7 protein-coding genes and 3 tRNA genes are annotated in these 9,692 nt (G+C 58.4%); all 10 read right to left on the reverse strand.

What is annotated here, in order from left to right; genetic code table 11:
• Positions 1-97: 97 nt before the first annotated feature.
• The 10 genes from I2H81_RS05800 to I2H81_RS05845 all read right to left on the reverse strand — a co-directional run bounded on the left by I2H81_RS05800 (position 98) and on the right by I2H81_RS05845 (position 9,692).
• Positions 98-1,780 carry a SpaA isopeptide-forming pilin-related protein gene (locus tag I2H81_RS05800; protein WP_195644892.1) on the reverse strand — a complete coding sequence of 561 codons (1,683 nt, stop codon included), beginning with the start codon at positions 1,778-1,780 and terminating at the stop codon, positions 98-100.
• Entirely contained in the window at positions 1,734-4,751 is a 3,018-nt protein-coding gene (locus I2H81_RS10575) for a Spy0128 family protein (RefSeq protein ID WP_195644893.1), read from the reverse strand. The genes I2H81_RS05800 and I2H81_RS10575 overlap by 47 nt, the downstream gene beginning before the upstream one ends.
• A gap of 336 nt (positions 4,752-5,087) precedes the next feature.
• Entirely contained in the window at positions 5,088-5,459 is a 372-nt protein-coding gene (locus I2H81_RS05810; RefSeq protein ID WP_195644894.1) for a hypothetical protein, read from the reverse strand.
• A 424-nt stretch (positions 5,460-5,883) separates the two neighbouring features.
• Positions 5,884-7,722 (reverse strand): translational GTPase TypA, encoded by a 1,839-nt coding sequence (typA, locus tag I2H81_RS05815; protein WP_055287536.1) that lies wholly within the window; start codon positions 7,720-7,722, stop codon positions 5,884-5,886.
• Positions 7,723-7,839: 117 nt separating this feature from the next.
• Positions 7,840-8,289 (reverse strand): hypothetical protein, encoded by a 450-nt coding sequence (locus tag I2H81_RS05820; protein WP_117734803.1) that lies wholly within the window; start codon positions 8,287-8,289, stop codon positions 7,840-7,842.
• A gap of 30 nt (positions 8,290-8,319) precedes the next feature.
• Positions 8,320-8,676 carry a hypothetical protein gene (locus tag I2H81_RS05825; protein WP_195644895.1) on the reverse strand — a complete coding sequence of 119 codons (357 nt, stop codon included), beginning with the start codon at positions 8,674-8,676 and terminating at the stop codon, positions 8,320-8,322.
• A 30-nt stretch (positions 8,677-8,706) separates the two neighbouring features.
• A complete protein-coding gene (locus I2H81_RS05830; protein WP_099432413.1) occupies positions 8,707-9,207 on the reverse strand; it encodes a bifunctional nuclease family protein in 501 nt (166 codons plus the stop codon).
• A 184-nt stretch (positions 9,208-9,391) separates the two neighbouring features.
• Positions 9,392-9,468: transfer RNA gene (locus I2H81_RS05835), tRNA-Ile, on the reverse strand.
• A gap of 4 nt (positions 9,469-9,472) precedes the next feature.
• A tRNA-Ala gene (locus I2H81_RS05840) sits at positions 9,473-9,548 on the reverse strand.
• A 67-nt stretch (positions 9,549-9,615) separates the two neighbouring features.
• Positions 9,616-9,692 (reverse strand) — tRNA-Ile (locus tag I2H81_RS05845).

Raw genomic sequence — 9,692 nt, forward strand, 5'->3', positions numbered from 1 at the left:
CTCTAGTAACTTTTTCAAAACCAATGATCATCAGGTCGGTAGACCCGCGCGTCACTCGCTACGGAGGCAGCACGCCATTGAGCAAGGGGGGGGGCAATTATTTTTCACGGCGACCTCCTCCCCGCTTGATGACGAGCGCGACAACAATAACCGCCGCTCCGATGGCAGCCAAAACCGCCACCAGTACCAACGTTCTATCTCCCGTCGAGGGCATAAAGCCTCGAATTGTTTCTTTGCTTGGGATGTTGAGCACCGACAGTTCAATCGAACCCGTCCCGGCATCGGCCGCGTCAACCCGCAGAGGGCTTTCGGCCGATACAGTCACCTTGGGCTTCGCGGCCGCCACCTGTTTAACGTCCAGACCCTCGGCCGTAACCGTCACCGTACGTTTGTCCTCAAAGGCGGTGTAGCCCTTGGGTGCCGCGATTTCCTCGACGGTGTAAACACCCGCGTCCACGCCGGTCAATTCCACATGGCCGTCCGCGCCCGTGGTGACACAAGCGTCGGCATCCGTCGACCACGAGCCGTCAGTCGTTAGAATGCGCCCGCGGTCATCGATGATGCGCAGCTTGGCGCCCGCGAGCGGTTTATCGTCCGAGCTTGAGCGCTTGATCAGACTGAGACTCCAGGTGTAGGCCGTCGCATCGTCACTCGGCGTGCGGGTGAATCCGACGTCGCCGGACTGGTCGGCGAGGGGAGAGCGCGGGTAGCGCAGGTAGACCTCGTTGGGGTTGCCCTTGGTAGCGCCTCGATTGCAGTTGGCCCCCAACGGCGCATTGTAGACAGCAGCCACGCGGGCGCCCGCGGTGAAGGCGTCGGCCCCGCCGAGCGCGGCGACCAGGTCGCCGGTGCGCACGGTGAAGGCGTTCCCCTCGACCGAGACCTTGCACTGTGAAGTTATGTCTGTCCACCCTTTAGCCGGCGTCGAGTTGGCGTTGCCGTCCTCACATGCGACGGCGTCAAAGCCGCCGTCCGCGCCCGCCGCCACGTACACGCGCATGCTCGCGGCCACCTTTGAGGGGTCGAGTCCCGCGCTCATGGCGTCAACGAACTGCACCGCGTAGGTGTCGTAGGCGGTGAGCCCGGCCGGGACCGTGGCAGAGAGGCGCCAGTACAGGTCGTCGGCGACCGTGGCGTCGGCGGCCTTCCGCCAGGCGGCGGGGCTGTCCTCCAGCACGTGCTTTTGGACCTTGGGGGTCGACGCCTTGGGCTTGACGGTGACGGCGCCGCCGCCCACCAGGGCCATGATCGGCGCGGTGCCGGCCTCGCCCTGGGCGATGGCGTCGTCGTCGGCGACGATGAGCCAGTAGCCGCAGGGCAGCTCGGCCGTCGTGCCCGCGTTAAGGGCCACGGACACGGCGCCTGCTTTGACAATTGCGCGGGCAAGTTTCGCCGTCAGCGCCATCGTCATGTGTCCGTCGGCATCCATCCATTCGGCAGCCTCTTGTGCCCCCGATGCCGAGCTATCGAGCCCCGCATCATGAAGCACGGGGAGAACAGCTTGACGAACGGCGTCATTCGCCCACGTTACGTCAGTTGCGACTTTTTGGTCGGCATCAGCATCGTCGGTAACGATCGCCGAAAAGAGCTGATACGCGTCATACCGCGTCGCAACTTTACCGTCCACCGTAATAGCTCCGGTACCGACAGCATGAGCCGTCCCGGGCAACACCACAAAAGAGAGGATGGCAACCGTGACTATCGTCGCGACAGCCAGCAAGCGGCGGCAAAACCTACTCACGACGGCCACCTCGATCCAGATCGCGATGACGACGAGCATGCATCCACGTCGCGGCAAAACACAGCATCGAAGCGCCGGCCAGATACGTCATAGTCAAGCCAGCCCCGCCCGCCTCGGGAAGCGTGGTCGAATACCTGTTGGTAAAGGTCGGTGGAGTCGGAGAGTCGTTATCGTAGGTGACGGTGACATCGAGCTTTCCGTCGCCATTAGCCACGACAACCTTAACCTTGTGCTCGGTCGTGTCATAGGTAATGTGATCCTTGACGTTGCCCTCGGCGTCCTTGGGAACGACCTCGGAGATCTTGTAGGTATAGGTTCCCGCCTTGTTGTACTCGACGGGAAAAGAGACGTTCCCCTCGGCGTCATTAGTCACCGTCTGGAGTACCTTGCCCTCGCCGTCCTTGAGTTCGAACGAGAACTGTCCTTCCTTGAAGGTTCCACCTTCAAGCACTTTCTTTGCTTTAATAACCGCAGAGCCCGTTAGGCGATTGTCGTAGATCCATATCTCGTCCTTTTTGTCATCGCCGATGATATCCGCACCGCCGACGATGGTCTTCGCCTTAGCTAGCGCAGCTTGATAATCCTCGTCGTTCTCGTTGCCCTTGAGCATGATCCACGCAGACTTGGCCTTGGCGTAGCCAACAGGCGCCCTGGTCTCCTCAAGCTGGTAGAGCACACAACTGTTCATCGCACTGCCACTCGTGCCGAACGAAATATTGCCGCTGTCATCGGTCTCAGTGGTGGCAAACAACTTCCTGGCGCTCTCCCCGCCCATATCCACGCTGTAGAGTGCGAACCCCGCCCCTTTGAGTGTCGCTCCAACCTGCTGCGCATCGTACTTGGTCACCGTGATGCCGTAGCCGTTGCCACCCGTACTGGCGGAAGCACTCTGGATAGTCCATATTTGATCGTCGATCGCCGTGCCTTCCGTCACGCCCGTAAGTGTCGCGGTATTGGAAAGAGACACCTTATCACCGGGGTTTCCAGTCGGGATAACCTCGTACTCGACCTTGAGATATTTCTCGTCGGGCACGCTGAGCGTCAGTTTCGTACGCGAGCCCGAAGCATCGTCGATCCGCTCCATCGATGACGAATAGTCCATATCACTCAGCGACGACCAGGCACCATCCACCCACTCATAGACTTTAAGCGTCGACGGCACCAGCGTGCACTTGGCATCCATGGTATCGACGAGCTCAAGGAAGTCGGTGCCATTTTTAAGGGCAACGGCAGACTCGTTAACAAGAATGGTGTATTTGATGCGATTGCTATTGGCAACCTGCTCGCCGGACTTTTTGATGACGCTGTTCTTGACAGTGACAGTGCCGCTGCCGGACTCGAACTTCTTGCTTCCCGACTCGGCGCTGGCGGTGTTGGTGAACTTCACCTCGTTCGTGGAGATGTCGAGCTCGCTGCGCTTGACCGCCGTCTGATACGTAAGTTTGGCGTAACCGGCGTAGTCGCCGAGTTCCGTCGTGGGAATGGAGAAGGTGACAGCATTCGCCGAAGCGTCGGACTTCACCTGGTCGCCCACAAGGTCCTTGCCATTCGGAAAACCTTGCGGAAGCATAGTTACTTCATCGCCACGTCCATAATTGTTCGCCGCCGGAGGCGTGTGCGGGTTCTGATACAGCAAGTATTTGGCGGAACCAGGCACATAGCTCATGCCAGCGGGAAGGGTATCGACGATATTAAGCGGATTGCCGTTGAGCTTGGTCGCGCCGTAATGGCCCCCACCAACTGTAGTGGCGCGGTTCGCGTAGACCGTCCAGCTGATAACCCAAGCGCCCTTTTCTTTCGAGCCGTCGACTGTATTCCAGTCGAAGTTCTCATCCCATTTTGCAACAGCTTTCGAGGTGGGCTTTTCCACAGCAGGGCAAGGCGCCTCGTTGTTGACAACATAGGTGACCACATCGGTAAGGGAAGACTTCCAACCTTGGACTCCAACGGCAGCGAAATTCGAATACCAACCCGGTAGAGCGTCGGTCCGCGTTTTATAGGTAATCTCCGCATACCGTGACAGCTCAAGCGCTTCCTTTACTCTATCGCTATTGGTGTATATATCGAGGTTGATGTTCTTTTTGGTGCCAACCGAAGAGGTATCGTACCTGTACCAGAAATCCCAGTCTTGGCCCTTGTTCAGCTTCTTATCTCCGATCTTGATGGAGTAACTTTCGGGAACAGGGCCGAGCGTCTGGCTCAAAGCGCTCTGAAATGTGTCGTACACGGTAACGCTATTCGGATTGTACGCGTTCACGATAGAACCCAGGTCAACGACTAGCTTCCAGGTTACCATGCCATCCGCGGCGGCAGTGCTCGAATCCTCTTTGCTCTTGACAACAAAAGAGTTACCGACAAGCTGCGGCGTAAACGTATTGCCGCTGTTGCCTGACACGCGGCCCTCGTGCTCAATCTTCGCCTCATTTCTCACCGTTTCGTATGAATTCGCGTCCGTCATCTCGGTGTGATATTCGATACGATAAGTGGCGTACTTGTCGGCAAGGTCGGCCGGGAACTTGAAGCTAAAGGAGTCCTGCGACGTTTCGATCTCGCCGGTATAAAGAGCCGAACTAGAATCGCCTTTATATACCGCGTAGCTCCCCTTATACGTTTGCTTATTGTCCAGCTTGTCGGTGAACACATAGCCGCTCATGTTCGCCTTGAGCTCGCCTTGGTTGAGCTTGACCGTCCATTTAATGTCCGACGACGTGCCCGAGCCGCTGGACTTACTGATCATGTCGTAGCGGAACTTGCTGGGGGCAGCCGTAACCGTGCCGCTCTGACGATCATTGGCACCGCCCCACTCCCACGACGCCATGTTCTTTGAGGCTTCCTGACCGTCGATGAACTCGCCGTTGTTTGCCGAAACGCCGCTCTTCAGCTCCGTTTCGTACGTGATCGTGTGGTCGCCATGGGAAAGATCGCCCAGGCTGTCGAGGGTCGCGACCTGGCTGTCGATCTTCGGCTGGGGTTCGAGCTTCGTGCCGTCGAGCGCGAAGCTGCCTTTCACAAAGCTGAAGTTGTCGCCCAGTGTATCGGTGAAGCTAACGTTCGTGGCGTACGACTCAACGGTAAGCGTAACGGTCCAGGTAACCTTGGCTACGCCATCGGATCCCTGGGAGAAGGCCCCAGCCTTCGTCCCCGTGACCTCGCCGTCCTTAGTGGGGATATCAATCGATCCCTCACCAGGGAATACTACGGATGTACTGTTGCCTGAACCGGTGTCCTTGTTTGCGAGCTGGAACGAGAAGTTTGCCGCAACGTAGATTTCCGCGGGGTTTAACTTGAGCCACGCCTCGTCAAACGTAAAGACAACCTTATTACCCTCGATCTTCCACGTGCCAGCTTAGGCGGCAGAAGCTTCCGGACCCTCCATGAGGTTGCCACGTGCGTCATCGACGACGATGGTGTCGGGTAGCTTATAGACAGCGATATAGTTCTCGGGCGAAGGCGCCTCACCGTTTTTGAATTGTGCCGAAAAAGCTCCATAGAGCTTCGAAGTAGACGTTACGGCACCATTGAGCTCTTGAGTATGGTACTCGTCGGTATAAAGCTTGACCTTAACGTCCGCCGTATCGCCGTTGATCACAATCGGCGTCGGCGTCGTCACGTCCTCGGCGCGCACGGGGGCTGCACCGTGAAAAACTGCGGCGGTGAGGCTAATTAAAATGAAGATCAGGGCCGCCATACCCAGCGACCGTGAGCGGTGTGCGTCCATAGTTGTCCCCTAATTCCTACAACACAGTGTGGAATACGGCGAATCGTCGGATCGAACACAAACCCCAACATCAGCGAGAACCTACCTAGCGCATTGCAAGAACCCATTGGGGAGCAACTTCTAAGACGGTTCGTCTATGCCACAATGCATAAAATACAATATAGATACCAGTCATGTAAACCGCAGGTAAAGAGGTCTTTTAATTTAATACCAGTTGATATTTACCTGTTAACGGTTTTGCATTAAAGCAGTTATATTCTGTGGAATTATGTATATGTTTAAACAACTTTACTTTGGCTGGAAAGCCGATCGGGGAATAGTCGCCCCAGCTGTGGTGCAAACGAACCTGTTCCCCTTGGACCAAAAAGGGCGCCGACCATCGCGGTCGACGCCCTTTCTTATTGGCGGTTATAAGCCCCAGCGCTTATTTGTTGACCTGACCGGCGCGAACGGCGGCCTTCTTGCGGTCGGTGGCGTTGAGCAGGCGCTTGCGCAGGCGGATGTTCTTGGGAGTGATCTCGACCAGCTCGTCATCAGCGATGTACTCCAGCGCCTCCTCCAGCGAGAAGGTGCGAGGCGGCACCAGCTGGACGGAGATATCGGAGGTCGAGGAACGCTGGTTGCCCAGGTTCTTGGTACGGGCGATGTTGACGACCATGTCGCCAGCCTTGCTGCGCTCGCCCACGATCATGCCCTCGTAGCACTCGGTGCCCGGCTCAACAAACAGCTGGCCGCGCTCCTGCAGCGTGCCCAGGGCGTAGGCAACCGCCTTCTCGGTGGTCATGGAGATCATGGCGCCGTTCTGACGGTTGCCGATCTCGCCGGCGTAGGGACCGTACTCCAGGAAGGTGTGGTAGAACACACCCTCGCCGTGGGTGACGTTCATGATGCGGTTCTTAAGACCCATGATGCCGCGCGTCGGGATCTTGAACTCGAGGTGCGTCACGATGCCCGAGGTATCCATGCTCGTCATGATACCGCCGGAGGTACCGAAGACCTCAACGACCTTGCCCGAGTACTCGTCCGGGCACTCGACGACGGCCTGCTCGACGGGCTCCATCTTGTTGCCGTTCTCGTCCTTCTTAAACAGAACGCGGGGACGGCCGACCTGGAACTCAAAGCCCTCGCGGCGCATGGACTCCATCAGGACGGACAGGTGCAGGATGCCGCGGCCCGAGACCTCGACGCCGCTCTTGTCCTCGAGCTCCTCGATCTTCATGGTCACGTTGTTCTCGGCCTCGTTGAACAGGCGCTCCTTGAGCTGACGGGCGCCCACGATGTCGCCGTCGCGACCGACGAGCGGGGAGGTCGAAGCCTCAAAGACGATGGACAGAGTCGGCGGGTCGATCTCGATGGGCTCGAGCTCAACGGGGTTCTCGGGGTCGGTGTAGACATCGCCGATATCGGTGCGGTCAATACCGACAACGGCGGCAATGTCGCCGGCGCCGACTTCCTGGCACTCGGTGCGGCCCAGGTAGTCGAAGGTAAAGAGCTGCTTGACGGTAGCAGTTGCGCTGGAGCCGTCGTTCTTGACAACCAGGATCTGATCGCCCTGGTGAATGGCGCCGGAATACACGCGACCGATGCCGATGCGGCCGACAAAGTTGGAGTGGTCGATGGTCACGCACTGCATGGCCAGCGGGGCGTTCTCGTCAACCTCGGGGGCGGGCATGTCGTCGATGATCATATCAAGCAGCGGATACATGTCCATGTTGCCGTCGTTGGGGTCAAGACGGGCAAAGCCGTTCATGGCGCTGGCGTAGACCACGTGCTCCATGGCGAACTCGAGCTGGTCGTCGGTGGCACCCAGGTCGGCCATAAGGTCCAGGCAGTCGTTGTAGGCCTTCTCGGGGTTGGCGCCCGGACGATCGATCTTGTTGATAACGATCATGATCTTGAGGCCGGTGTCGATAGCGTGACGCAGCACGAAGCGGGTCTGGGGCATGGGGCCCTCAAAAGCGTCAACCAGCAGCAGGGCGCCGTCGGCCATACGCAGCACGCGCTCGACCTCGCCGCCAAAGTCGGCGTGGCCCGGGGTGTCGATGACGTTGATCTTGACGTCCTTGTACTCGATAGAGATGTTCTTGGCGAGAATCGTAATGCCGCGCTCGCGCTCCTGGTCGTTGGAGTCCAGGACGCGGTCCTCGACCTGCTGGTTGGCACGGAAGGCGTCCGTGGCACGCAGGAGCTTGTCGACCATCGTCGTCTTGCCGTGGTCGACGTGGGCGATGATGGCGATGTTCCTCAGATTGTCTACGCGCATGTAGTTCCCCTATCTTCTATCCATATACAAACGGCACGCGTATGCGGCCCGCCCAGCGATACAACGCTCAGCGGGAATATTGAGCCTTTTACCGAAAACTCGTTTATTTTAGCGATTTTAGATAAGAGGGGTTTCCTCACCTGCAGGTTCAGGGTCGCTCCACATAAAACCATCGCCGGCACCCATGCCCTCATACAGCACGTATGCCGAAAAACCGCTCTCGAGCGTGGTTTCGAAGAAGCTCACAAGCAGGGCGTCGTGATAGCCGCCGTCAATTTCGACACAACCGGTGTAGCCGATGGCATAGCGGGCTATGCGGCCCAGGCCCTCGTCCTTGAGGCCCATCTTGTGCTCGGAGATAAAGTTGGTGGCAGCCTCCAGGCATGCCTCCTCGCCGTCCTCGTCGAGCGCCGCCAGATATCGGTTGGAAGTAGCGTCCTCGATCGCCACAACTACGCCCGGATTCTCACCGGCGGCGAGGTCGTCCAAGAACGCGCCGATCAGGTCACACACCATGGCGTCGAGCTCGGCGGAGACGTTACCGGCGTCCTGCATATCCTGTGCCATCTTTAGACCTTCCCATCGAGTCTGGCGTCGTTACAGTTCTTGTGCCTCGGCAGCGATCTTGGCGGCAGCGTCGCGGGCGCGCATCATATCCATCGCGCGCTTGTCGAGTACCTTGATCTGGCTGGTCAGCATTACTGCATCGACCACGCCCCAGATTACCAAGCCTGTTGAAATCGAAAACCCAAGCGCACCAACTGTACCACGAAGGCGCGAACAGATTGCCGCGACAAGGACGGAGATGACAACCATCTTGATAAACGAGCTGCGGCGCTCGCGAAGCGTGCGGGCCTGCATCACATAGGCGATGCGTGCCGCCTCGGATGCCTCCGAGCGCATCTGGGCTTCACGCGCGATGGCGGCCGCTTCAGCCGATACGCGGGTACCCATCAGCGACCTCTCCGCTCGCGTGCCAGACATTTAGAAGTCATCGGGGGAGAGCGTATGGACGAACTCGTCGAACTTCTCGAACTCCTGCTCGTCGTCGACTTCCTCGGCGTGGGTAGAAACAGTGCCCAGGCGATTCATGATGTCGTCCTCCACAAACATGGGGGCATTGCTGCGCACGGCAAGGGCAATGGCGTCACTGGGGCGGGCGTCGATCTTGCGCTCCTCGCCATCGGCCAGTACGACGATCGTCGCGTAGAACACCGGCGGCTCGGCGCGAACGATCTCGATGCGCTCGAGCTTGGCGCCCAGGGCGTCAACGGTATCGAGCAGCAGGTCATGGGTAATCGGGCGCTCGGCGCGGCCGCTATCGATGCCGCGGCTGATGGCAGCAGCTTCAAACGAACCAGTCTGAATGGAAAGGGAACGCAGCGGCGCGGGCGAGTCCGATTTGCTGCTGCGCTCACGAAGTACGATAAGCGATGGCACGGGACCGGCGGCCATGACGATGGTCTCTATGTCGACACGAACCATGGAACACCTCCGGTACGTAGCGGTTAACACGCGGCAGCCCGCCGCATTGAATAGCTATACTACCCAAACTTTCGCACAGCACACAAAATCAAAGCAGTTAATTTGGGACGGGGCTTTTTTGACTACTTTCAGTAGGTATGAAAAAAGCCCCGAGGCAACGCCCCAGGGCTCTTCACAGTTTTGATGGTGGACCTGACAAGATTCGAACTTGTGACCTCCCGGTTATCAGCCGGACGCTCTAACCAACTGAGCTACAGGTCCATCATGGTGGAGGTTAGGGGGATCGAACCCCTGACCTCAGGCTTGCAAAGCCCGCGCTCTCCCAGCTGAGCTAAACCCCCACGGAGACAGTAATAAACACCCCAGCGGCGACTCGGCTCTCGCTGGGGTGTTTATTGCGAAAGAAAGTGGTGGACCTGACAAGATTCGAACTTGTGACCTCCCGGTTATCAGCCGGACGCTCTAACCAACTGAGCTACAGGTCC

The sequence above is a fragment of the Collinsella aerofaciens genome, assembly GCF_015561195.1.
Classification (GTDB): domain Bacteria; phylum Actinomycetota; class Coriobacteriia; order Coriobacteriales; family Coriobacteriaceae; genus Collinsella; species Collinsella aerofaciens_AC.

Coding starts and splice junctions, on each gene's coding strand:
- I2H81_RS05810 (WP_195644894.1), bottom strand. CDS start 5,459: ATGGACGCACACCGCTCACGGTCGCTGGGTATGGCGGCCCTGATCTTC.
- I2H81_RS05820 (WP_117734803.1), bottom strand. CDS start 8,289: ATGGCACAGGATATGCAGGACGCCGGTAACGTCTCCGCCGAGCTCGAC.
- I2H81_RS05830 (WP_099432413.1), bottom strand. CDS start 9,207: ATGGTTCGTGTCGACATAGAGACCATCGTCATGGCCGCCGGTCCCGTG.
- I2H81_RS05825 (WP_195644895.1), bottom strand. CDS start 8,676: ATGGGTACCCGCGTATCGGCTGAAGCGGCCGCCATCGCGCGTGAAGCC.
- I2H81_RS05800 (WP_195644892.1), bottom strand. CDS start 1,780: ATGCTCGTCGTCATCGCGATCTGGATCGAGGTGGCCGTCGTGAGTAGG.
- typA (WP_055287536.1), bottom strand. CDS start 7,722: ATGCGCGTAGACAATCTGAGGAACATCGCCATCATCGCCCACGTCGAC.